A 22932-nucleotide genomic window follows, 5' to 3' on the forward strand; every position below is an offset into this window, starting at 1 on the left:
AACCCACCCCTGAACACGACAACGGCCTGCACCACCCCAACGGGGTCGTACAGGCCGTAGTCACGAAGGCCCTTGCGGATTTACCAACAGCATCCAGCCGGTGGGGGCCCTTCTCACTGCGTACTCAGATCGTGCGGAACGCCAGCACCACGTTGTGGCCGCCGAAGCCGAACGAGTCGTTCAGCGCGGCGATCCGGCCCTCCGGCAGCTGCCGGGCCTCGCCGACCACGATGTCCGCGTTGACCTCGGCGTCGAGGTCCTTCACGTTGATCGTCGGGGGCGCCGTACGGTTCACCAGCGCCAGGATCGACGCCACCGTCTCGATGCCGCCGGCGCCACCGAGCAGATGACCGGTCATCGACTTGGTGCCGGAGATCGCCATGTGCTCGACATCGTCGCCGAACACCTTCCACAGCGCCTTGATCTCGGCGACATCACCCTGCGGGGTGGACGTGGCGTGCGCGTTGACGTGTACGACCTCGGCCGGCTTCAGATCCGTGCTGTCCAGCAGGTTCTGGAGCGCGTGCGCGATGCCGTTGCCCGAGGGCTCCGGCTGCGTGATGTGGTGGCTGTCGGCGGAGATGCCCTGGCCGACCGCCTCCACATAGATCCGGGCGCCGCGCGCCTTCGCGTGCTCCTCGGACTCCAGGATGATCACACCGGCGCCCTCGCCGAGCACGAAGCCGTCGCGGCCCGTGTCGAAGGGCCGGGACGCGCCCGAGGGGTCGTCGTTGTTCTTGGACATCGCCATCATGTTGCCGAACGCGGCGATGGGCAGCGGGTGGATCGCGGCCTCGGTGCCACCGGCGATGACCACGTCCGCACGCCCGGTGCGGATCATCTCGATCGCGTACCCGATGGCCTCGGCGCCGGAGGCGCAGGCCGACACGGGGGTGTGCACGCCGGCGCGGGCGCCCAGGTCGATACCGACGTTGGCCGCCGGGGAGTTGGGCATGAGCATCGGCACGGTGTGCGGGGAGACGCGGCGTACGCCCTTCTCCTTCAGCACGTCGTACTGGTCCAGAAGCGTCGTCACACCGCCGATGCCGGAGGCGATCACCGTGCCGAGACGGTCCGGGTTGACGGACGTGTCCTCACCGGCACGAGCGGTGAAGCCGGCGTCCTGCCAGGCCTCACGCGCGGCGATCAGCGCGAACTGCGCCGAGCGGTCGAGCTTGCGGGCCTGCGGCCGGGGGATGATCTCACCCGGCTCGACGGCGATACGGGCGGCGATGCGGACCGGCAGGTCCGCCGCCCACTCCTCTTCCAGAAGACGGACACCGGACTCGCCGGCGACCAGGGCCTCCCAGAACGAAGCTACGTCGCCACCCAGCGGTGTGGTTGCGCCGATACCGGTGACGACCACGGTGCGATTGGTCGGGCTCACGGGAATTCTTTCTCCAACGGATGCGGGAATCTACGGCGCCACCGCCGGGTGGCGGGGCCTTGCCGGCCCGGGGCCTCGCGGCCTGACGGGCCGTAAGGGCCTCAGCGAGTGGCTCAGGCCTGGTGCTTGAGGATGTAGTCGGTCGCGTCGCCGACCGTCTTGAGGTTCTTGACGTCCTCGTCCGGGATCTTCACGTCGAAGCGCTCCTCGGCGGCGACGACGACCTCGACCATGGACAGCGAGTCGACGTCCAGGTCGTCGGTGAAGGACTTGTCCACCTGGACGTCCTCAACCGGGATGCCGGCGATCTCGTTGACGATTTCGGCGAGACCTTCGACGATCTCTTCCTGAGTGGCGGCCATGTCAGGCGCTCCTTCTTCGATGTTCCAGACGGTTTGTGGCATTTGTCCCCCCACCGAATCGCATGATCCGGCACGGAGTGCCTAGGGGAGGGTAACGACCGTGGCGGCGTAGACGAGACCCGCCCCGAATCCGATGACGAGCGCGGTGTCACCGCTCTTCGCCTCCCCGGTCGCCAGGAGCCGCTCCATGGCGAGCGGGATCGAGGCGGCCGAGGTGTTGCCGGTGGTGCGGATGTCACGGGCGACCGTGACATGCTCCGGCAGCTTGAGAGTCTTCACCATCGAGTCGATGATCCGCACATTGGCCTGGTGCGGGATGAAGACGTCCAGGTCCTCCGAGGTGATCCCGGCCGCGTCCAGCGCCTGCTGGGCGACCTTCGCCATCTCGAACACGGCCCAGCGGAACACCGCCTGGCCCTCCTGCGTGATCGCGGGGAACTTGATGTTTCCCTCGCGGTCCAGCGGAAGCTCGTTGACGTCGCCGACGTGGAACCGGTCCCACGAGACGGTCTGCTTGATGATCGTGGACTTGTCGCCCTCCGAGCCCCACACGGTCGGGCCGATGGCCGGCTCCTTGGAGGGGCCGACGACGACCGCGCCCGCGCCGTCACCGAACAGGAAGGCCGTGGCCCGGTCCTCCAGGTCGGTCAGGTCGCTGAGCCGCTCCACGCCGATCACCACGACGTACTCGGCGGAGCCCTCCACGACCATGCCCTTGGCCAGGGTGAGGCCGTAGCCGAAGCCCGCGCAGCCGGCCGAGATGTCGAACGCGGCCGCCTTCTCGGTGCCGAGCTGGTCGGCGATCGAGGTGGCGATGGCCGGGGTCTGGGCGAAGTGCGACACCGTCGACACGACGACCGCGCCGACCTGCGAGGCGTCGATACCGGCATCGGCGATCGCCTTGCCGGCCGCCTCGACCGACATCGCGGCCACCGTCTCCTCGGGGCCCGCCCAGTGCCGGGTCTCGATGCCGGAGCGCGAGCGGATCCACTCGTCGGACGAGTCGATCTTCTCCAGGATCACCTCGTTGGGCACCACACGGGTCGGACGGTAGCCGCCGACACCGAGGATGCGCGCGTACGGGGCGCCCTTGCTGGGCTTGATCTTCGCCATCTACGGCTCCTTATGCGTCAGGCGTCGGCATGCGTCAGGCTTCGGCGTGCTCGGCGATGAGCGCACGGGCGGCGTCGAGGTCGTCAGGGGTCTTCAGGGCCAGCGTCTTGACGCCGGGCAGCGCACGCTTGGCCAGTCCGGTGAGCGTGCCGCCGGGGCACACCTCGATGAGCGCGGTGACGCCCAGCTCCTTGAACGTCTCCATGCACAGGTCCCAGCGCACCGGGTTGGCCACCTGGCCGACCAGGCGCTCCAGCACCTCGGCGCCGGACGTGACGGACCTGCCGTCCTTGTTGGAGACGTAGGGGACCTTGGGGTCGGCGGGCGCGAGCTCGGCGGCGGCCTTGGCCAGCGTCTCGACCGCGGGGGCCATGTGCCGGGTGTGGAAGGCGCCGGCCACCTTCAGCGGGACGACCTTGCGCACGCCCTCGGGCTTGTCCTCGCTCAGCGCGGCCAGCTGCTCCAGCGTGCCCGCCGCGACGATCTGCCCCGCGCCGTTGATGTTCGCCGGCGTCAGGCCCAGCTTCTCCAGGTGCGCGAGGGAGGTCTCCGGGTCGCCGCCGAGCAGCGCCGACATGCCGGTCTCGGTGATCGCGGCGGCGTCCGCCATGGCGAGGCCGCGGGTGCGGACCAGCTTGAGGGCCGCGGCGTCCGACAGCACGCCCGCGAAGGCGGCCGCGGTGATCTCGCCGACGCTGTGCCCGGCCACCGCGCCCGGCGCGATCTCCGACATGGCACCGAGTGCCGCGGCGGACAGGATCCCGGCGGCGACCAGCAGCGGCTGGGCCACGGCGGTGTCACGGATCGCGTCGGCGTCGGCCTGGGTTCCGTAGTGCACCAGATCGAGGCCGATGGCGTCCGACCACGCGGCGACACGGTCGGCGGCACCGGGGAGTTCGAGCCAGGGGGTCAGGAAGCCGGGCGTCTGGGCGCCCTGGCCGGGAGCGACGAGTACGAGCACTCTCACACTCTCTCTTGGGTACGGGCACGGCCGCCCGTGGGGACAGGGACGAAGAACACGAAGGGCTTTTGTTGACCTCCGACAAAACGCTATGCCTGGGGGTCACCGTCGGCCAGGCGCCCCAGGATGAGCGCGATCCGCAGCGTGAACGCGGATCGTACATCCGAAGGCGACCACCCGGTGACGTCTGTCACACGTCGGAGCCGGTAGCGCACGGTGTTCGGGTGAACGAAGAGCATCCGTGCCGCGCCCTCCAGGCTGCTCGCCTGCTCCAGGTAGACACTCAGGGTTTCCAGGAGTGCCGAGCCGGCCTCTCCCAGCGGTCTGTAGATCTCCTCCACCAACTGCTCACGGGCGCTCGGATCGCCCGCGATCGCGCGCTCCGGCAGCAGATCGTCCGCCAGCACGGGCCGCGGCGCGTCCTGCCACGCCGTGCACGCCTTCAGTCCGGCCGCGGCGGCCTGCGCGGACCGGGTGGCTGCCAGCAGGTCCGGTACGACGGGACCGGCGACCACCGGACCCGCCGCATAGGGCCCGATCAGCGACTTCGCCACCGCGAGCGGGTTGGGGCTGCCGCCCGCGATCACCACGAGGCGATTGCCCAGCACGCCGGTGAGCACCTGGAGCTTGGCGTGCCGCGCCGCCCGCCGGATCGCCTCCACGGTCAGTTCGCTGTCCCCGTCCGGGGCGGTGCCGAGGACGACACACACATGCTCGGGAGAGTTCCAGCCCAGTGCGGCGGCCCGGCTGACGGCGCCCTCGTCGGCCTCGCCGCTGAGCACGGCGTTGACCACCAGCGACTCCAGGCGCGCGTCCCAGGCACCGCGTGCCTCGGCGGCCTGGGCGTACACCTGGGCGGTCGCGAAGGCGATCTCCCGCGCGTACACCAGCAGCGCCTCGCGCAGCACGCGCTCGTCGCCCGGGGCGGCCACCTCGTCGATGGCGCTCTCCATGACCTCGATGGTGGTGCGCACCATCTCCACGGTCTGCCGCAGTGTGATCGCCCGGGTCAGCTCGCGCGGCGCGGTCCCGAAGACGTCCGTGGAGATCGCCTGGGGGGTGTCCGGGTGCCGGAACCACTCGGTGAACGCCGCGATGCCCGCCTGGGCGACTAGCCCGATCCAGGACCGGTTCTCCGGGGGCATCGCCCGGTACCACGGCAGGGTCTCGTCCATCCGCGCGATCGCCTGGGCGGCGAGACTCCCGGAGGACTTCTCCAGCCGTTTCAGGGTCGCGGCGTGCGTATGGACGAAGGATGCTGCGGGGTCACCAGGGTGGGATTCGGGTTCGGGCACGGGGACAAGAGTGCCTTATCCGGACGGGAACATGCGTCGCCGGGTCGGCAACCCGGGGCCCGCGCGCACCGGGGGCGGGACTACGGTGGGGACGTGATCGACGTACGGCGCGCCGCCGAGCGCTACCCGGGCGGGGACCCGGCGGCCGGGATCGAGACCCGCCACGCCTTCTCCTTCGGCCCGCACTACGACCCCGACAACCTGCGCTTCGGCCCGCTGATCGCCTGCAACGAGGAACGGCTCGCGCCCGGCGCCGGGTTCGACGAACACCCGCACAGCCACACCGAGATCGTCACCTGGGTGATCGAGGGCGAGCTGACCCACCGCGACTCCGCGGGCCATGAACGGACCGTGCGCGCGGGGGACGTCCAGCATCTGAGCGCGGCGGCGGGCGTCCGGCACGTCGAACGCAACGACGGCGCGGGCCCGTTGGCCTTCCTCCAGATGTGGCTGGCCCCGCTGGAGCCGGGCGGCGAACCGTCGTACGCCATCGTCCCGGGCATCGCCGACGCCACCCCCTACGCCGTCCCGGCCGCGGGCGCCATGCTGCATGTGCGCCGCCTGGGCGCGGGGGAGCGGACCGCCGTACCGGACGCGGCGTTCCTGTACGTCCATGTCGTACGCGGCGCGGTCCGGCTGGACGGCGCGGAGCTGGGCGCGGGGGACGCGGCCCGGATCACCGGCGCGCAGGGTGTGGAGGCGGTCGCGGTGGCCCCCGCCGAGCTGCTGGTCTGGGAGCTGTCCGGCTGACGGCTCACTGCTCGTCCACCGGCTTCGGCCTGCCGGCCGTACGGCTGGAGGTACGGGGGGTACGGCTGCGGCGGTGCCGGGTGCTGGTACCCGGGGGCGCGCGGCGGCCGGGCGGGTGTTGCCCCGGCCGGGCCCTGATGGGGCCCTCGCGCGGTCGGCGCGGGGGTGCCGGGTCCGGGCAGCGGCCTGGTGGGCGGCGGGGCGGCCGGTGCGACCGCCTCGGCGGGGGTGGGCCGTTCGGCCGGATCCTTCGCCAGGCACCTTGCCAGGAAGGCCAGTTCGGCGGGCATCCCCGCAAGGTCCGGTTCCTCGTGCACGATCCGGTACAGCACCGCGTGCGAGGGCCCTTCGCCGTACGCGCCCTGGCCGTGCGCCGCGAACACCGCGACCTGGCCGAGCGCGAACACGTCCGAGGCGGGCGTGACCGGCCGGCCCGCCGCCTGCTCGGGCGATACCGAAGTCGATCACCCGGGGCCCGTCGGCGGCCAGCAGCACATCGGACGGCTTCAGATCCCGGTGCACGATGCCCGCGCCATGGATCACCGACAGCGCCTCGGCCATCCCCGCGAGCCCTGCACCCGCTGCGCTGCCCGCACCTCCTGCCGGAACCGGCGCCGGAACTCCGGGTCCTCGCTCGGCTCCGGCCGGATCGTCCTCAGGGCGATCGGATGCCCGCCCGGCGTGTACGACAGATACACCGTGCCCATACCCGCTGCTGCCCGCCGCCGGTGAATCTCCTTGCGCACGGGGGAGGTTATCGGACCGCCGATCAGCGCAGGCCGCGCGTCTCGGCCAGCACCGCGTCGGTGAGGACCGGCCATGCCTCGATCGCCCAGGGGCCGAAGGCGCGGTCGGCGAGGGCGGCGCAGGCGAGGCCCGCGTCCGGGTCGATCCACAGGAAGGTGCCGGCCTGGCCGAAGTGGCCGAAGGTACGGGGCGAGGAGGAACTGCCGGTCCAGTGCGGGGACTTGCCGTCGCGGATCTCGAAGCCGAGGCCCCAGTCATTGGGATTCTGATGGCCGTAGCCCGGCAACACGCCCTTGGTGCCCGGGAATTGGACGGTCATCGCCGCCGCGACCGTGCGCGGGTCCAGCAGCCGGGGCGCCTGCACCTCCGCCGCGAACAGCAGCAGGTCCGCCACCGTCGAGACGCCGTCCTTCGCCGGGGAGCCGGTGAGCGAGGTGGACGTCATGCCCAGCGGCTCCAGCACCGCCTGGCGCGCGTAGTCCGCGAACGGGATGTCCGTCGCCTTGGCGATGTGGTCGCCGAGCTGCTCGAACCCGGCGTTGGAGTACAGCCGCCGCTCCCCGGGCGGCGCCATCACCCGGTGCTCGTCGAAGGCGAGGCCGGAGGTGTGCGCCAGCAGATGCCGCACCGTCGCCCCCGGCGGGCCGGCCGGCTCGTCCAGCTCGATCGCCCCCTCCTCGTACGCCACCAGTGCCGCGTAGGCGGCCAGCGGCTTGGTGACGGAGGCGAGAGGGAAGCGGTGGGCGAGGGGTCCGTGCGTCCCGAGGACGGTCCCGTCGGCTCGTACGACACCCGCGGCCGCGGTGGGCACGGGCCAGTTCTCGATCGACGCCAGGCTGTTCAACGACATGCCGTCGAGCCTATGCGGCTCACAGCATGAGCCGCATCGACGGGTCCGGATCCCGGGTGAAGCCCAGCGACTCGTACAGCGGCTGGGCGTCCGGGGAGGCGGTGAGCAGGACATGTCCGGCGCCCCGCGCCCGGAGCCAGGCCAGCAGCTCGTCCATGCACGCCCGCGCATAGCCCCGGCGCCGGGCGTCCGGGTCGGTGGCCACGCTGAAGACGTAGCCGACCCGGCCGAGCGGATTGTGGGGGGTGCCGACGCGGTAGTCCACGGTGCCCGCCGCCAGCGCGGCCAGCCCGCCGGGCCGCTCCGGGGACTCGACGACGAACGTCCCGAAGTCACTGTCGGCGTCGCGCTCCGCGAGCCGCTCGCGCAGCAGCGGCAGGGACTCGGCGTGCCAGCCCGTCTCCCCGGTGAATCCCGGCCTGCCCAGCGAATCGATCATGACCTGGCGCAGGCGCAGTACTTCGGCGGCGTCCTCGGGCGTGGCCCGGCGTGCGAGACTCATGCCCCGCACGCTATCCAGCCACCCGGCGCCCGGTCCTGCGGTTTTCTTACCGGCCCGGCTTGCTTGGAGTGCACTCTAAGGTCATAGCGTTGAGGCATGACGGTGATGCAGACCACGCCTGCGACCCTTGAGGACTCACACCCCGCCGACATCTGCTCCGCCCGGCCCCCGCGCCACCCGCGCCCGGACGGCCAGGACCGCTACACGATCAGCGAGGTCGTCGCCTGCACCGGCCTGACCGCGCACACGCTGCGCTGGTACGAACGGATCGGCCTGATGCCCCATGTCGACCGCTCGCACACGGGCCAGCGCCGGTACACCAACCGCGACCTGGACTGGCTGGACCTGGTGACCAAGCTGCGGCTGACCGGCATGCCGGTGGCGGACATGGTCAGGTACGCGGAACTGGTGCGCGAGGGCGCCGGGACCTACCGGGAGCGGCAGGAACTGCTGGAGCAGACCCGCCGGGACGTGCTCGGCCGGATCGCGGAGCTGCGGGACACGCTCGCCGTGCTCGACCGCAAGATCGATTTTTACGCTACTGAGGGGAACACGCGATGACCGACACCAGGATTCCGACGGCCCGCCTGGGAACGCAGGGGCCCGAGGTCGGTGTGCAGGGACTCGGCTGCATGGGCATGAGCTTCGGTTACGGCCCCACCGACACCGACCAGGCGCGCGCCGCCCTCGACCGGGCGCTGGAGCTCGGCGTGACCCTCTACGACACCGCCGACGCGTACGGCGCCGGGGAGAACGAGCGGTTCCTCGCCCCGTTCTTCCGGGCCCACCGCGACGAGGTGGTGATCGCCACCAAGTTCGCCCTGTCCATCCCGAAGGACGACCCGACCAGGCGGATCATCCGCAACGACTCCCCGTACATCCGCGAGGCCGTTGAGGGCAGCCTCCAGCGGCTCGGCGTGGAGGTGATCGACCTCTACTACATGCACCGCCGCGATGTGAACGTGCCCATCGAGGAGACCGTCGGCACGATGGCGGAGCTGGTGCGCGAGGGCAAGGTCAAGCACCTGGGCCTCAGCGAGGTCACCGCCGAGGAGCTGCGCGCCGCGCACGCCGTGCACCCGATCGCGGCCGTGCAGTCGGAGTGGTCCCTGTTCAGCCGGGACATCGAGGCGCATGTCGTGCCCGCCGCACGGGAGCTGGGCGTCGCCCTGGTGCCGTACTCGCCGCTCGGCCGGGGCTTCCTCACGGGCGCGTTCGCCAACGCGGACAAGGACCTCTCCGCCGACGACTTCCGCCGTCAGCAGCCCCGCTTCACCGGTGACAACGCCGCCGCCAACGCGGCCCTCCTGAAGCCCCTGCACACCATCGCCGCCGCCCATGACGCGAGCGCCGCCCAGATCGCCCTGGCCTGGGTCCAGCAGCGCGCGACGGTCGACTCCCTGTCGGTGATCCCGATCCCGGGCACCCGCAAGGCGAGCCGGGTGGAGGAGAACGTGGGCGCGACCCGGATCACGCTGACCGAGGACGAGCTGGCACAGCTGGAGCCGATCGCGGACAAGGTGGCGGGCGAGCGGTACGCGGACATGGCGTTCACCTCGGCGGGCCGGGAGTGATCACAGTTCCGCGAGCAGTTCCGCCTTCTTGCCGGTGAACTCCTCGTCGGTCACCAGACCGGCCCGGTGCAGCTCACCGAGGTGCCTGATCCGCTCGGCGATGTCCGCGGGGTCGCGGCGGCACTGCGACACCGCGGGCACCGGCCGGCGCGAACGCACGGCCGCGAGCACCGCGGCGGCGAACGGCAGCGACTCGTGCACAGGGCCGTAGCCCAGCCCGAACACCACCGCCGCCGGGTCCTGGTCGGGTTCCGGTACCGCCGCCGCACCCGGGGCGCGCAGCCGCAGGAACCCCTCCAGGGCCTCCGGTGAGCGCCATTCCACCCCGCTGAGGTCGGCGACCGCGTAACTCTGGTCGCCGGCCTTCCACTTGGCCGTGGAAGCGCCCGTCCAGGACCAGCGGAACTGCACCGACGTCCCGTCGAACGTCGCCTTCCCGTCGTACGCCTTGAACTGGAGCGGCGCCGTGGGCGCGGCCACCAGATACCGGTCCGCGGGGCCCGACTCCGTCAGCCGCGCCGCCAACTCCTCCGCGCAGGACGCCGCCTGGGTCTCCCGCTCGGCCGGCAGCACCAGCCGGTAGGGGTCGGAACCCTCCTTCAGCTGCCCGTCCGCCGCCTCCATGAGCGGATCCGCGCCCGCCCGGGGCACCAGCCGCAGAACGAGGGTGCCACGCCGGCCCGGAGCGAGCGTGACCTCTTCCAGCGCGGACAGCGGGATCCGCCGCTCCCCGAGCGCCTGGAACAACTTCGGTGTTCGAATGCCCCGTTCGTAGCGGATGAGCACGGAGTCGGACTCGAACTCCCAGACGGCATGAAAACCCGCCAGTACGTCACCCATGCGGCTCATCGTATGCGGCACGTCCTTCTCCGTCGCCACCTTCGCGGACCGCACTTCCTGCTGTTTCTACGCGCGTTGGGCCGTCGTCGTCGCGCCCAGACCGGCCCGGCACGCGTCACTTTCACCGGCGCATGTCACCGAGTCGTACGCGCCCGTGCCGATGTCGGCGAGGTTGCGCAGGCTGTCCGTGCCCGGCGTGAAGTACCCGGCGTGGCCCTGTGCGTCCCGCGCGGACAGCACCCGGGCGCCGAAGCCCGAGGCGACCGGATCGGCGCCGTGCCCGAGCCCGCCCAGCTCCAGATACGGGACGTCCTGGATCCAGTCGGTGGCGTCCCGCATGGCCCACACCCGGGCGGTGGTGTCCAGGTCGGCGGCCCTGGAGACCCGCATCCCGGGGCTGGCGGCCACCGCTATGTCGGCGACCCGGCCGGGCATGCCGGGTGCGGCGACCCCGCACAGCACGGAGCCGTAGCTGTGGCAGAACATCGACACCGGGGCCCGGCCGGGCAGGGCCCGCAGCAGCGCGTTCAGCCGCAGGGAGCCCTCCGCCGCGCGCGCCCCGGTGGCCGCGTCCACGCCGAGGCCGTCGGGGGAGGTGTAGTCGGCCCAGGCGATCACGGCCGTACGCGTCTTCGGGGCGGCGGCGCGCTCCGCCGCGTACAGCGCCTTGGCCATGCCGACCGGGGCGGTGTAGGGGCGGTTGGTCTTCTGGAAGGTGAGCAGGTCGGTGTCGACGCCGGGGACGACGACCGAGATCCGCTGCGCCTTCGCCAGATTCCCGAACACCTCGGAGATGCGGCCGGTGCCCGCCGGGTCGAAGGAGAGGATCTGACGGCCGGGGGTCAGCAGCGACTCGTAGCGGTGCATACGACGGCCCGCGTCCTGCTGGCCGGCCGCGCTGAGCCGGCTGTCGTGCATGCGCTCGCGCTCGACCGCGCGCTGCTGCTCCAGGGCGATGTGGTTGGCCTGGTAGCGCAGGGAGACCGGCGCGCCGTTCATGTTGCCCACCGCGAGCGGATAGCGGTGGGCGAGACGGGAGCGGTCCTGCGCGGAGAGCGAGACGAAGAAGCGGGTGAGCCGCGCCGGGTCGGCCTCCGGATCCGGCAGCCGCAGTCCGTGCAGGCTGCCGTGCGTCCACTTGTCGCGGGACGCCTGGAGTTCGCCGGACTCCCGGTGGGTGCGCAGGGCGGTCCAACCGGTGGTGGCGAGCATCACGAACACGACGGCCAGCGCCAGCATCGCGCGCCAGACGTTGAGTTGCGGGGAGGAGGTATCGAAGGAAGTCACTGGGAGGACACACTAGGAGAACGAGACGGTCTCGCGGTAACCAGGTGACCGGGATCACGTTTCGGCGGAGATCGAACACACGGTGAACGATCTTTCGAAGCTGTCTCAGTCGATCTGCTGAACACCACATCGGCGGTCCCCCGGTCGCACTTCCGTCGATCTTTCCGACGTCGTGCCAACGGCCTCAGTTCGTGCGCCAGTTCCCCCGGAGGGCCGAACTCACCTGATCGAGGTAGGAGACGGTGAGCGATCTGACGGCCTCCAGGCTGAAGTCCCGCCCCAGACACCACTGCCGTTCCGTGACCCGGATCACCCCGCCGAACACCGCCACCGCGAGCCTCGGCCGGGGGTCCGTGTCCACGTCCACGCCCTCCCGCTCGGCCAGCAGCCGCGCGAGGCTCTCCTCGACGGCGGTCGAGCGGCGCAGATGGGCGGCGAGCAGCGCGGGCGTCGACTCGATCGTCCGGTACATGCGCAGATACAGCTCCATCGGCACGGCCGACTCGACGGTCTCGCGGATCGAGTCCCAGTCCTGGAGGACGGCCTGCCGCAGCGCCTCCATCGGCGCCTCGTGCGGCGGCCGGGCGCGCAGGGCGGCCAGGAAGTGGGCCTCGGTCATCTCCTGGACCGCGAAGGCGGCGTCCTCCTTGCCCGCGAAGTAGCGGAAGAAGGTGCGCTGCGAGACCTCGCAGGCCGCGGCGATCTCGTCCACCGTCGTGCGCTCGTACCCCTGGGTGGTGAACAGTTCGAGAGCGGCCCGCAGGAGCGACTCCCGGGTACGCCGCTTCTTGCGCTCACGCAGCGTCTCCATGGCCCCTCGACTGCCCCTTCCCGAACGTTCGACCAGCTCAGCCTATGTGGAAGTCTTCCCTGTCAGTTACCGACTTATGAAAATGTTTGTCAACTGTCAGTGGCTGTCACTAGTCTCGAACGCATGACTGGTCAGACCACCATCGACACGACGGGCCCGGGCGACGGAGCCCCGCCGGCCCCGGCGGAGCACGCGCCGGCCACAGGGATGCGCGGCCACCCGTGGCTCACCCTGATCACCGTCGCCGTAGGGGTCATGATGGTGGCCCTGGACGGCACCATCGTGGCCATCGCCAACCCGGCCATCCGCGACCATCTGCACGCGACCTTCGCCGATGTGCAGTGGATCACCAACGCCTACTTCCTCGCCCTCGCGGTCACCCTGATCACCGCGGGCAAGCTCGGTGACCGCTTCGGGCACCGGCAGACCTTCCTCATCGGCGTGACCGGCTTCGCCGTCGCCTCCGGCGCGATCGGGCTGTCGGACAGCATCGCCGCCGTCGTCACCTTCCGCGTCTTCCAGGGCCTGTTCGGCGCGCTGCTGATGCCCGCCGCGCTCGGCCTGCTGCGGGCCACGTTCCCGGCCGAGAAGCTCAACATGGCCATCGGCATCTGGGGCATGGTGATCGGCGCGTCCACCGCGGGCGGCCCGATCCTCGGCGGCGTGCTCGTGCAGCACGTCAACTGGCAGTCGGTGTTCTTCATCAATGTGCCGGTCGGCGCGATCGCCCTGGTCCTGGGCCTGCTGATCCTGCTCGACCACCGCGCGGGCAACGCGCCGCGCTCCTTCGACGTGCTCGGCATCGCCCTGCTGTCCGGCGCGATGTTCTGCCTCGTCTGGGCCCTCATCAAGGCGCCGAGCTGGGGCTGGGGTTCCGGCGAGACCTGGGGCTTCATCGTCGCCTCGGTCCTGCTCTTCGCGTTCTTCGCGTTCTGGGAGACCAGGGTCGCCGAACCGCTCATCCCGCTCGGCCTGTTCCGCTCCGTGCCGCTGTCGGCCGGTGTGGTCCTGATGGTCCTGATGGCCATCGCCTTCATGGGCGGCCTGTTCTTCGTGACCTTCTACCTCCAGAACGTGCACGGGATGTCGCCGGTGAACGCGGGCCTGCACCTGCTGCCGCTCACCGGCATGATGATCGTCGCCTCGCCGCTCGCCGGCGCAGCGATCACCAAGCTCGGCCCGCGGGTCCCGCTGGCCGGCGGCATGGCCGCGACCGCGATCGCCATGTACGGCATGTCCACCCTCAAGGCCGGCACGGGCAGCGGCGTGATGTCCGTCTGGTTCGCCCTCCTCGGCCTCGGCCTCGCACCGGTCATGGTCGGCGCGACGGAGGTCATCGTCGGCAACGCGCCGATGGAGCTGTCCGGCGTGGCCGGTGGTCTCCAGCAGGCCGCCATGCAGATCGGCGGCAGCCTCGGTACGGCGGTGCTGGGCGCGGTGATGGCCTCCAAGGTCGACAGCGCGCTGCCCGGTAACTGGTCCCACGCGGGGCTGCCGCCGCTGACGCCCGCCCAGCTGGACCAGGCGTCGGAGGCCGTGCAGGCGGGGGTGGCGCCGGTGCAGAAGGGGATACCGGCCGAGATCGCCGCCAAGATCACGACCGTGGCGCACGACACGTTCATCTCCGGGATGAGCCTCGCGTGCCTGGTCGCCGCGGGTGTCGCCGTGGTCGCGGTGCTGGTCGCCTTCCTGACCAAGCGGGGCGGGAACGCGGAGGCGGGAGCGGGCGTGGGGCATATCTGACCCCGGTCGCCCGGCCGGGTGATGTGCGGGGCGTTCGCTGGCGCGGCGCGGCCGGTGCGGGACAGAGTCTTGCACCGGCAGCCGGGTTTGCAGACGCGCACGGCAGGAGGGGGGCGGTGCGCGTCTGCGGCTGCGTCGTCACCTGTCGCGCAGTTCCCCGCGCCCCTTACGGGGCTACTCGGCAGACCTGGACTACGCGTCGCCCCCCGCCGCCCCCGGATGCGCCGCCGTCACGTCCAGCACCTGATACCGGTCGATCGCCTGCTTCAGCACCGAGCGGTCCACCCGGCCCGCCCGTGCCAGCTCCGTGAGCACCGCCACCACGATCGACTGCGCGTCGATGTGGAAGAAGCGCCGCGCCGCCCCCCGCGTGTCGGCGAAGCCGAAGCCGTCCGCGCCGAGGGACTGGTAGGGGCCGGGGATCCAGCGCGCGATCTGGTCCGGCACCGAGCGCATCCAGTCGGACACCGCCACGAACGGCCCCTCCGAACCGCTCAGCTTGCGCGTCACGTACGGCACCAGCTGCTCCTCCTCCGGGTGCAGGAGGTTGTGCTGCTCGCAGGCCACCGCCTCGCGCCGCAGCTCGTTCCAGGACGTCGCGGACCACACCGAGGCCCGTACGTTCCAGTCCTCCGCGAGGATCCGCTGCGCCTCCAGCGCCCACGGCACCGCGACGCCCGACGCCATGATCTGCGCCGGGACCGCCCCGCCGGGACCGTCGGAGAGCTTGTGGACGCCCTTGACGATGCCCTCGACGTCCACCCCGGCCGGCTCCGCGGGATGCTGGATGGGCTCGTTGTAGACGGTGAGGTAGTAGAAGACGTCCTCGCCGTGCGGGTGCTCCGCCGAGCTGCCGTACATGCGGCGCAGCCCGTCCTGCACGATGTGCGCGATCTCGTAGGCGTACGCCGGGTCGTACGCGACGCACGCCGGGTTCGTGGAGGCCAGCAACTGCGAGTGCCCGTCGGCGTGTTGCAGACCCTCGCCGGTGAGTGTCGTACGGCCCGCCGTCGCCCCGAGGACGAAGCCGCGCGCCAGCTGGTCGGCCATCTGCCAGAACTGGTCGCCGGTGCGCTGGAACCCGAACATCGAGTAGAAGACGTACACCGGGATCAGCGGCTCGCCGTGCGTCGCGTACGCGGACCCCGCCGCGATCAGCGAGGCCGTGCAGCCCGCCTCGGAGATGCCGTCGTGCAGCATCTGGCCGGTCGGCGACTCCTTGTAGGCGAGGAGCAGTTCCCGGTCCACCGACTCGTACTGCTGACCGAGCGGGTTGTAGATCTTCGCGCTCGGGAAGAAGGAGTCCATGCCGAACGTGCGGTACTCGTCCGGCGCGATCAGTACGAAGCGCCGCCCGATCTCCTTGTCCCGCATGAGGTCCTTGAGCAGCCGTACGAAGGCCATCGTGGTCGCGATGGACTGCTGACCGGTGCCCTTCTTCACGGTCGCGTACGCCTTGTCGTCCGGCAGCGCGAGCGCCTTGGAGCGCACCACGCGCGTGGGGACGTACCCGCCGAGGCCCTTGCGGCGGTCGTGCATGTACTGGATCTCCTCCGAGTTCCGCCCCGGGTGGTAGTACGGCGGCAGGCCGGACTCCAGCTCCCGGTCGGAGATCGGCAGGTGCAGCCGGTCCCGGAAGCGCTTCAGGTCGTCGACCGTCAGCTTCTTCATCTGGTGCGTGGCGTTGCGGCCCTCGAAGTTCGGGCCCAGCGTCCAGCCCTTGATCGTCTTGGCCAGGATGACCGTCGGCTGGCCCTTGTGCTCATCGGCCGCCTTGAACGCCGCGAAGATCTTGCGGTGGTCGTGGCCGCCACGGCCCAGGTGCAGGATCTGGTCGTCGCTCAGGTTCTCGACCATCGCGCGCAGCCGGTGGTCGTCGCCGAAGAAGTGCTGCCGGATGTACGCGCCCGACTCGGTGGCGTACGTCTGGAACTGCCCGTCCGGCGTCATGTTCATCTTGTTGACCAGGACGCCGTCCCGGTCCTGCGCGAGCAGCGGGTCCCAGGAGCGGTCCCAGATCAGCTTGATCACATTCCAGCCGGCGCCCCGGAAGACCGACTCCAGCTCCTGGATGACCTTTCCGTTGCCGCGCACCGGGCCGTCCAGGCGCTGGAGGTTGCAGTTGACCACGAAGGTCAGGTTGTCCAGGCCCTCCCGGGCCGCGAGGGTGAGCTGGCCGAGCGACTCCGGCTCGTCCATCTCGCCGTCGCCGAGGAACGCCCACACATGCGACTTGGAGGTGTCCGCGATGCCGCGCGCCTCCATGTAGCGGTTCATCCGCGCCTGGTAGATCGCGCCCAGCGGGCCGAGGCCCATGGAGACCGTCGGGAACTCCCAGAAGTCCGGCATGGAGCGCGGGTGCGGATAGCTGGACAGCCCGTTCGGGTACGCCGACTTCTCCTGGCGGAAGCCGTCCAGCTGGTTCTCGGTGAGCCGGTCCAGCAGATAGGCGCGGGCGTAGATGCCGGGGGAGGCGTGGCCCTGGAAGAAGACCTGGTCGCCGCCGTCGCCCTCGTCCTTGCCGCGGAAGAAGTGGTTGAAGCCCACGTCGTACAGGGACGCCGAGGAGGCGAAGGTGGCGATGTGGCCGCCCACGCCGATGCCGGGGCGCTGGGCGCGCGAGACCATCACGGCCGCGTTCCAGCGCGTCGCGTTCAGGATCCTGCGCTCGATCTCCTCGTTGCCCGGGAAGAACGGCTCGCTCTTGGTCGGGATCGTGTTGACGTAGTCCGTGCTGCGCATCTCGGGCACGGCCACGCGCTTCTCGCGGGCCCGCTCGATCAGCCGCAGCATGAGATAGCGCGCCCGCTCCCGGCCGCGCTCGTCCACGACGGCGTCCAGGGAGTCGAGCCACTCCTGGGTCTCTTCGGGATCGAAGTCAGGAACCTGACTCGGAAGGCCGCCAATGATGATCGGGGTGCGATCGGATCCGGAAGCCACGCTGTTCCTTACCTGTCGGAGGGCCGGTTGTCGCTGCTCGTGCCTACTGCTCGTAGACACTGCCGCTCATGCCTACTGCCAGTGCCCGCGCCGTTCCCCATCGTGTACCTCGGGGGGACGTCCGTCATCTCCACCTGCGCCACCCCGCGTACCGCCGGAGCACACCGCCGGTCAAAACGCAACGATACGCCCGGGGTGTGACGCGCTTGGCAAAGTTGTTCGATGGTTCCGTCCGCGGATGATTCCGCTGAACGCAAACCGGGCACATGCGGGTGATGTGGGTGGCGAGGAATCGAGATACGGTGCCAGGAGTTGCCACGACACGGCCGGTATCGTCACCGTTTCGGCGGTCGGGACGGCCGGGTACTTGCGCTATCCGCCCCGCCCGTGTGGACTACGGCCAATGCTTCGCGCACGCGCGTGGCTGAGATATTCACCAGACATGATCAGGAGGCAACCCGTGAGCGCGACCGCGGACCACGCGGAGGAGCGGACGAACCCTGCCGCCAGGCTGGGGTTCCAGCCCGGACAGGTGGTCCAGGAGATCGGCTACGACGACGACGTCGACCAGGAACTCCGCCAGGCCATCGAGGAAGCCGTCGAGGGCGACCTGATGGACGAGGAATACGACGACGTGGCCGATGCCGTCGTGCTCTGGTTCCGGGACGACGACGGCGACCTGACGGATGCGCTGGTGGACGCCACCACGTACATCGAAGAGGGCGGCGCGATTCTGCTCCTCACGCCGAAGACCGGCCGTTCGGGATACGTCGAGCCGAGCGACATCTCGGAAGCCGCGACGACGGCCGGCCTGACCGCCGCGAAGAGCGTCAGCGTCGGCAAGGACTGGAGCGGCAGCCGGCTGGCCACGCCGAAGGCGGCCAAGTCGAAGCGGTGACCGCTACCGGACGGGCCGGATCTCGCCCCGGCCCGTCCGGAACCCAGGTGATCGCTGCGTAGGGTGGACCAGAGCGTTTGCTGTGCTCTCACCCGAACAGCCCACCGAAGGGAAGCACGACATGGCGATCCAGGTCGGAGACAAGGCGCCCGACTTCGAGCTCAAGGACAACCACGGCCGCACCGTGCGGCTCGCCGACTTCCGCGGCGAGAAGAACGTGGTCCTGCTCTTCTACCCCTTCGCCTTCACCGGCGTGTGCACCGGCGAGCTGTGCGAGCTGCGCGACAACCTGCCGAAGTTCGCCGACCGCGACACCCAGCTGCTCGCCGTCTCGAACGACTCCATCCACAGCCTGCGCGTCTTCGCCGAGCAGGAGGGTCTGGAGTACCCGCTGCTCAGCGACTTCTGGCCGCATGGCAACGTCTCGCGCGACTACGGCGTCTTCGACGAGGACAAGGGCTGCGCGGTGCGGGGCACCTTCATCATCGACAAGGACGGCGTCGTGCGCTGGACCGTGGTCAACGGGCTGCCGGACGCGCGCGACCTGAACGAGTACGTGAAGGCGCTCGACACCCTCTAGTCGGCCGGTCGGCCGAACCTGGGAACCTTCGGGTCCAGGGTCTGCGGGGGGCGGGAACTCGTCACTAGGATCGGCTCGTTGATCCCATATCCGAAGCACGACGGGGCTCCCCGCCCCTCGACACCACATGGAGGACTCGTGGGAGTCAGCCTCAGCAAGGGCGGCAACGTCTCGCTGACCAAGGAGGCCCCGGGCCTGACCGCCGTCATCGTCGGACTGGGCTGGGACGTGCGCACCACGACCGGCACCGACTTCGACCTCGACGCGAGCGCGCTGCTGCTGAACAACTCCGGCAAGGTCATCAGCGACCAGCACTTCGTCTTCTTCAACAACCTGAAGAGCCCCGACGGCTCCGTGGAGCACACCGGCGACAACATCACCGGTGAGGGCGAGGGCGACGACGAACAGATCAAGATCAACCTCGCCGGCGTGCCCGCCGACGTGGACAAGATCGTCTTCCCGGTGTCGATCTACGACGCCGAGAACCGCCAGCAGTCCTTCGGCCAGGTGCGCAACGCGTTCATCCGCGTCGTCAACCAGGCCGGCGAGGCCGAGATCGCCCGCTACGACCTCAGCGAGGACGCCTCCACCGAGACCGCCATGGTCTTCGGCGAGCTGTACCGCAACGGCGCGGAGTGGAAGTTCCGCGCCATCGGCCAGGGCTACGCGTCCGGACTGCGCGGCATCGCCCAGGACTTCGGCGTCAACGTCTGACGTCCGGGAGCTGGGACACCGTCCGGCGCCGCGCCGTTTACGGCCGGCGCCGGACGCGCAGGAAACAGAAAGCACTGTCAGGGGAGGACCAGCAATCATGGGCGTGACGCTCGCCAAGGGAGGCAATGTCTCCCTCTCCAAGGCCGCACCGAACCTCACCAACGTCCTGATCGGGCTCGGCTGGGACGCGCGCTCCACCACCGGCGCCCCCTTCGACCTGGACGCCAGCGCGCTGCTGTGCGGCGCCAACAACCGGGTGATGGGCGACGAGTGGTTCGTCTTCTACAACCAGCTCAAGAGCCCGGACGGTTCGGTCGAGCACACCGGTGACAACCTCACGGGTGAGGGCGAGGGCGACGACGAGTCGATCCTGGTGGACCTCGGCAAGGTCCCGCCCCAGTGCGAGAAGATCATCTTCCCGGTCTCCATCCATATGGCCGACGAGCGCGGACAGACCTTCGGACAGGTCTCGAACGCGTTCATCCGGGTGGTCAACCAGTCGGACGGTCAAGAACTCGCCCGGTACGACCTCAGCGAGGACGCCTCCACCGAAACCGCCATGATCTTCGGCGAGCTGTACCGCTACCAGGGCGAATGGAAATTCCGGGCGGTTGGCCAGGGGTACGCGTCGGGACTGCGCGGCATCGCTCTAGACTTTGGGGTCAACGTTTCGTAAAGCCGTGCTCGGCGCGGGGGAGACCCTCAGGGGAGGCGCCCCCACAACACGATGGGGTAACCAGTGCTACTGAAAACCTTCGGCTGGTCGTTCGCGGTCACCGCGCTCGGCTTGGTCGCCGCCGTCTTCTACGGGGGGTGGGAGGCCTTCGGGGTGGTGGCGATCCTCGCCGTCCTGGAGATCTCGCTGTCCTTCGACAACGCGGTGGTCAACGCCGGAATCCTGAAGAAGATGAACGCCTTCTGGCAGAAGATCTTCCTCACGGTGGGCGTCCTCATCGCCGTCTTCGGCATGCGGCTGGTCTTCCCCGTCGTCATCGTGGCCATCACCGCCAAGCTCAACCCGATCGACGCGGTGCACCTCGCCTTCGCCGACAAGGACCGCTACCAGCAGCTGGTCACCGACGCCCACCCGGCGATTGCGGCCTTCGGCGGCATGTTCCTGCTGATGATCTTCCTGGACTTCATCTTCGAGGACCGGGACATAAAGTGGCTGCAGTGGATCGAGCGGCCGCTGGCCAAGCTCGGCAAGGTCGACATGCTGTCGGTCTGCATCGCCCTGATCATCCTGCTGGTCACCTCCTTCACCTTCGCCACCCACGCCCACCAGCACGGCGGCGCGCACATCGACAAGGCGCAGACGGTCCTGATCTCCGGCATCGCCGGACTGATCACCTACATGATCGTCGGCGGTCTCTCCGGCTTCTTCGAGGAACGCCTGGAGGAAGAGGAGGAGCGTGAGCACGAGGAGGAGGAAGAGGCCGCCCGCACCGGCAAGAAGAAGTCGGCCGTCCTGCTGGCCGGCCAGGCCGCGTTCTTCATGTTCCTCTACCTGGAGGTCCTGGACGCGTCCTTCTCCTTCGACGGTGTGATCGGCGCCTTCGCCATCACCAACGACATCGTGATGATGGCCCTCGGCCTCGGCATCGGCGCGATGTACGTCCGTTCGCTCACCGTCTACCTGGTCCGCCAGGGCACCCTCGACGACTACGTCTACCTGGAGCACGGCGCCCACTACGCGATCGGCGCCCTGGCCATCATCCTGATGGTCACCATCCAGTACGAGATCAACGAGGTCATCACCGGCCTCGTCGGCGTCGTCCTGATCGCCCTGTCCTTCTGGTCCTCCGTACGCCGCAACCGGGCCCTCGAAGCGGCCGGGGGCGGCGGCGGGGAGAAGGCCGAGGTCTCCTCCGGGGTGTGACACCCTGATCCATGAGGAACGCTCTGTTCGGGGCGGCGGGCACGGCCGGCCGCCCCGAACGCATGCGGACGACGACCTGGGGGCGGGACATGGGCTTCTTCGACGGACTGCTGGGCGCACGCGCGGTCGACTTCGACTCCGGCAACGCCACCAACGCCATCGAGCTCACCAAGCGGCGCCAGTCGGCGTCCCTCACCAAGCAGGGCGCGGCCACCGGGCATCTGCGCGTCAACCTCACCTGGCGGATGCGCACCTCCGACTTCGGCGCACAGCGCCCCAGCCTGCTGCGGCACCCCCTCAAGGCCCTGAAACCGCCGGAGATCCAGGGCCATGGCCAGAGCATGGTCGACGTCGACCTCGACCTGGGCTGCCTGTACGAACTGACCGACGGCACCAAGGGCGTCGTACAGCCGCTGGGCGACTACCTGGGCGACATCAACGCGGTGCCGTACATCAAGATCAGCGGTGACGACCGGTTCGGCTCGGGCTCCGGCGAGACGATGTACATCAACCTCGACCACCGCGAGTCCATCAAACGGATCCTGGTCTTCGTCTACATCTACGACCAGACCCCGGCGTTCGACCGCACCCACGCCATCGTCACCCTGTACCCCAGCAGCGGCCCCCGCCTGGAGATCAGCCTGGACGAACGGCACCCCCAGGCCCGCTCCTGCGCCGTCCTGCTCATCGAGAACGTCAAGGGCGAGCTGATGGTCCGCCGCGAGGTCAAGTTCGTCTACGGCTTCCAGGCCGAACTGGACCGGCTGTACGGATGGGGGCTCCAGTGGGGCCGGGGCTACAAGACGAAGGTCTAGTTCCCGCCACCGGCCGCTACCGCCCGATGAACTGCGGTCCCTGCGGCGGCAGCCGGAAGTTCGGGTCCGGGGCGAAGGGCGCGGGTACGGGCCCCGGATAGCCGTACGACGGTGCCGGGGCCGGCGGGGGGAACGCGTATCCCGGCTGCGGCGGCACCGCCGACGTCGGCTGCTCCGGGGGCAGCGGCTGGGAGACCGTGACGCCCTCGTCCACCGCGGGCTCCGCGGGCGGCGCCTGCTCCTCCGACTCGTCCACCGAGATGCCGAAATCCGTGGCCAGGCCCTTGAGGCCGTTGGAATAGCCCTCGCCCAGCGCCCGGAACTTCCAGCTCTCCCCGCGGCGGTACAGCTCGCCGCAGATCATCGCCGTCTCCGCGCCGGTCTCCGGCTTGATCTCGAACACCGCCCACGGCTCGGCGTCGGCGACGGCGGCGTCGTACAAGGTGATGCTCAGGTTCGGGACCCGGTCGAAGGTGACCCCGTCCGCGGACGCGACCAGCAGGATCCGCCCGATCTCCGGCTCGACCCCCGTCAGCTCCGCCTGGATGGTGTCGGTCAGCCCCTCGGCGACCCGCTTCTTGCCCAGCCGCCACACCTTCCCCGAGGGATGCCGGGGCTGGTTGTAGAAGACGAAGTCCTCGTCCGAGCGCACACGGCCGCCGGGACCCAGCAGCAGCGCCGAGGCGTCCACGTCCGGGACCGACGTCCCCGGCGTCCAGCGCAGCACGGCGCGCACCGTGGTGGCCTCCAGCGGGACGTTCGACCCCTTCAGCATCGCGTGCGTCATGCCGTCATCCTGCCCTCTCGGTCCTGGCCACGACAATGCGGGGGGTGCCGGTGACCGACACAGTGGAGTTACCGGAAATTCACGCCAGGAGGGAACC

The 22932-nt window shown here is 70.1% G+C and carries 22 protein-coding genes and 1 pseudogene; 10 read left to right on the forward strand and 13 right to left on the reverse strand.

Annotation, left to right across the window (positions count from 1 at the left end):
• Nucleotides 1-124 precede the first annotated feature (124 nt).
• The 5 genes from fabF to fasR all read right to left on the reverse strand — a co-directional run bounded on the left by fabF (nt 125) and on the right by fasR (nt 5118).
• Complete coding sequence (gene fabF / locus AB0N90_RS07245; RefSeq protein WP_365193634.1) at nt 125-1387, reverse strand: beta-ketoacyl-ACP synthase II; 1263 nt, start codon at nt 1385-1387, stop codon at nt 125-127.
• A gap of 113 nt (nt 1388-1500) precedes the next feature.
• Entirely contained in the window at nt 1501-1749 is a 249-nt protein-coding gene (locus tag AB0N90_RS07250) for an acyl carrier protein (RefSeq protein WP_037661514.1), read from the reverse strand.
• Nucleotides 1750-1830: 81 nt separating this feature from the next.
• Nucleotides 1831-2862, reverse strand: a complete 1032-nt coding sequence (locus tag AB0N90_RS07255) for a ketoacyl-ACP synthase III (protein ID WP_037661516.1) — start codon at nt 2860-2862, stop codon at nt 1831-1833.
• 34 nt (nt 2863-2896) lie between these two features.
• The gene (locus tag AB0N90_RS07260) at nt 2897-3823 is read right to left on the reverse strand and encodes an ACP S-malonyltransferase (protein WP_365193636.1); all 927 of its coding nucleotides are present in this window, start codon (nt 3821-3823) and stop codon (nt 2897-2899) included.
• A gap of 89 nt (nt 3824-3912) precedes the next feature.
• A complete protein-coding gene (gene fasR / locus AB0N90_RS07265; RefSeq protein WP_145485145.1) occupies nt 3913-5118 on the reverse strand; it encodes a fatty acid biosynthesis transcriptional regulator FasR in 1206 nt (401 codons plus the stop codon).
• Nucleotides 5119-5211: 93 nt separating this feature from the next.
• On the opposite strand from fasR, the gene AB0N90_RS07270 reads away from it, so the two are divergent.
• Entirely contained in the window at nt 5212-5868 is a 657-nt protein-coding gene (locus tag AB0N90_RS07270) for a pirin family protein (protein WP_361667696.1), read from the forward strand.
• Between the two features lie 212 nt (nt 5869-6080).
• Here the strand turns inward: AB0N90_RS07270 and AB0N90_RS07275 are convergent.
• The 3 genes and pseudogenes from AB0N90_RS07275 to AB0N90_RS07285 all read right to left on the reverse strand — a co-directional run.
• A pseudogene (locus AB0N90_RS07275) lies at nt 6081-6575 on the reverse strand (serine/threonine protein kinase); the annotation flags it as partial.
• Nucleotides 6576-6637: 62 nt separating this feature from the next.
• Nucleotides 6638-7465, reverse strand: coding sequence for a serine hydrolase domain-containing protein (locus AB0N90_RS07280; protein WP_365193639.1), 828 nt, complete (start codon nt 7463-7465; stop codon nt 6638-6640).
• 19 nt (nt 7466-7484) lie between these two features.
• Nucleotides 7485-7967 (reverse strand): N-acetyltransferase, encoded by a 483-nt coding sequence (locus tag AB0N90_RS07285; protein WP_365193641.1) that lies wholly within the window; start codon nt 7965-7967, stop codon nt 7485-7487.
• A 96-nt stretch (nt 7968-8063) separates the two neighbouring features.
• On the opposite strand from AB0N90_RS07285, the gene AB0N90_RS07290 reads away from it, so the two are divergent.
• Both AB0N90_RS07290 and AB0N90_RS07295 read left to right on the forward strand, forming a co-directional pair.
• A complete protein-coding gene (locus AB0N90_RS07290; RefSeq protein WP_085564545.1) occupies nt 8064-8528 on the forward strand; it encodes a MerR family transcriptional regulator in 465 nt (154 codons plus the stop codon).
• Nucleotides 8525-9541, forward strand: a complete 1017-nt coding sequence (locus AB0N90_RS07295) for an aldo/keto reductase (protein ID WP_365193645.1) — start codon at nt 8525-8527, stop codon at nt 9539-9541. The genes AB0N90_RS07290 and AB0N90_RS07295 overlap by 4 nt, the downstream gene beginning before the upstream one ends.
• On the opposite strand, the gene AB0N90_RS07300 is transcribed toward AB0N90_RS07295, so the two are convergent.
• From AB0N90_RS07300 to AB0N90_RS07310, 3 genes are all read right to left on the reverse strand, one after another.
• Nucleotides 9542-10381 carry a DUF4429 domain-containing protein gene (locus tag AB0N90_RS07300; protein ID WP_365193647.1) on the reverse strand — a complete coding sequence of 280 codons (840 nt, stop codon included), beginning with the start codon at nt 10379-10381 and terminating at the stop codon, nt 9542-9544.
• Nucleotides 10382-10447: 66 nt separating this feature from the next.
• Nucleotides 10448-11668 (reverse strand): alpha/beta hydrolase, encoded by a 1221-nt coding sequence (locus AB0N90_RS07305; RefSeq protein WP_361667684.1) that lies wholly within the window; start codon nt 11666-11668, stop codon nt 10448-10450.
• A gap of 184 nt (nt 11669-11852) precedes the next feature.
• Nucleotides 11853-12479 (reverse strand): TetR family transcriptional regulator, encoded by a 627-nt coding sequence (locus AB0N90_RS07310; protein WP_361667681.1) that lies wholly within the window; start codon nt 12477-12479, stop codon nt 11853-11855.
• A 123-nt stretch (nt 12480-12602) separates the two neighbouring features.
• Here AB0N90_RS07310 and AB0N90_RS07315 point away from each other — a divergent pair, with 123 nt between their 5' ends.
• Nucleotides 12603-14222 carry an MFS transporter gene (locus tag AB0N90_RS07315; protein WP_365193650.1) on the forward strand — a complete coding sequence of 540 codons (1620 nt, stop codon included), beginning with the start codon at nt 12603-12605 and terminating at the stop codon, nt 14220-14222.
• A 192-nt stretch (nt 14223-14414) separates the two neighbouring features.
• Here AB0N90_RS07315 and aceE read toward each other — a convergent pair whose 3' ends face one another.
• A complete protein-coding gene (gene aceE / locus AB0N90_RS07320) occupies nt 14415-17162 on the reverse strand; it encodes a pyruvate dehydrogenase (acetyl-transferring), homodimeric type (RefSeq protein ID WP_365193653.1) in 2748 nt (915 codons plus the stop codon).
• 460 nt (nt 17163-17622) lie between these two features.
• Here aceE and AB0N90_RS07325 point away from each other — a divergent pair, with 460 nt between their 5' ends.
• From AB0N90_RS07325 to AB0N90_RS07350, 6 genes are all read left to right on the forward strand, one after another.
• Nucleotides 17623-18060, forward strand: coding sequence for a DUF3052 domain-containing protein (locus AB0N90_RS07325; protein ID WP_037661542.1), 438 nt, complete (start codon nt 17623-17625; stop codon nt 18058-18060).
• Between the two features lie 121 nt (nt 18061-18181).
• Nucleotides 18182-18640, forward strand: a complete 459-nt coding sequence (locus AB0N90_RS07330; RefSeq protein ID WP_037661544.1) for a peroxiredoxin — start codon at nt 18182-18184, stop codon at nt 18638-18640.
• 138 nt (nt 18641-18778) lie between these two features.
• Nucleotides 18779-19354: a calcium homeostasis/redox stress adaptation protein gene (locus tag AB0N90_RS07335; RefSeq protein WP_037661546.1), complete on the forward strand. Its 576-nt coding sequence runs from the start codon at nt 18779-18781 to the stop codon at nt 19352-19354.
• A gap of 97 nt (nt 19355-19451) precedes the next feature.
• A complete protein-coding gene (locus AB0N90_RS07340) occupies nt 19452-20030 on the forward strand; it encodes a TerD family protein (protein ID WP_361667674.1) in 579 nt (192 codons plus the stop codon).
• A gap of 63 nt (nt 20031-20093) precedes the next feature.
• Nucleotides 20094-21233, forward strand: coding sequence for a DUF475 domain-containing protein (locus AB0N90_RS07345; protein WP_361667671.1), 1140 nt, complete (start codon nt 20094-20096; stop codon nt 21231-21233).
• Nucleotides 21234-21322: 89 nt separating this feature from the next.
• A complete protein-coding gene (locus AB0N90_RS07350) occupies nt 21323-22048 on the forward strand; it encodes a Tellurium resistance (RefSeq protein WP_037661551.1) in 726 nt (241 codons plus the stop codon).
• 16 nt (nt 22049-22064) lie between these two features.
• Here the strand turns inward: AB0N90_RS07350 and AB0N90_RS07355 are convergent, their stop codons facing one another.
• On the reverse strand, nt 22065-22835 hold the full coding sequence (locus AB0N90_RS07355; RefSeq protein WP_365193658.1) for a TerD family protein: 771 nt from the start codon (nt 22833-22835) through the stop codon (nt 22065-22067).
• Nucleotides 22836-22932 lie beyond the last annotated feature (97 nt).

It is taken from the genome of Streptomyces sp. NPDC093018, from assembly GCF_040684035.1.
In the GTDB taxonomy this organism is placed as follows: domain Bacteria; phylum Actinomycetota; class Actinomycetes; order Streptomycetales; family Streptomycetaceae; genus Streptomyces; species Streptomyces murinus.